The sequence below is a fragment of the Streptomyces sp. AC627_RSS907 genome (assembly GCF_019049165.1).
The window spans coordinates 1-725 of sequence record NZ_JAGMUE010001113.1; the positions used below are offsets into that span (position 1 = coordinate 1).

At 72.4% G+C, this 725-nt stretch carries 1 protein-coding gene; it reads left to right on the forward strand.

The features are described from left to right. On the forward strand, positions 1 to 400 hold a 400-nt coding region (locus KUM32_RS40570), incomplete at its 5' end, for a CBS domain-containing protein (protein WP_217146693.1). Between the last annotated feature and the right edge of the window lie 325 nt (positions 401 to 725).

Below are 725 nucleotides of genomic sequence, written 5' to 3' on the forward strand. Positions count from 1 at the left end.
CCCCGGGGCCCAGTGGGTACCGGCAACCGAGACCCTGGACCGGGTCGCCCAGCTCATGCGGGAGCTCGACGTGGGCGCCCTACCGGTCAGCGATCCCACCGACCCGAACGAGCGGATGTGCGGCATCGTCACCGACCGTGACATCGTGATCGGCTGCGTCGCCGCGGGGCACGATCCGGCGCGGGTCACCGCGGGAGACCTGTGCAAGGGCACACCCCGCTGGGTCAGCGCCGACGCCGACGTGGACCAGGTGCTCAGGGAGATGGAGAGCAACCAGATCCGCCGCCTGCCGGTCATCGACGAGAACAAGCGCCTCGTCGGCATCATCAGCGAAGCCGATCTGGCCCATCACCTGAGCGACGACCAACTCGCACAGTTCGTGGAGAGCGTCTACGCCTGACCGACCGAGCCGAGCACGGCGACGCCTGCCGAGCGCGCCGCGCCCGCCGCCGGGAGACCGCGCGGCGCGGCCCGGCGACCGGTGAGGTGGTGTGGGCCGGGCCGTACGGGGTCGCCCGCGCGGCCTCGGCCGCCTCCCGCCCGGCACCCCGCTCACCGGCGCAGCAGGGAGGGCGGCTCCTCCTTCCCCGGCTCCGGGGTGCCGTTGATCGTCGGGCCGAGCATGATCGTCCGGGAGACGAGGAAGGTGATCGGGACGGCGGCTGCCGCGGCGATCAGCGGTGACGCCTTGTCGTTCATTCCCGCGAGGTCGACCAGTACGTAGA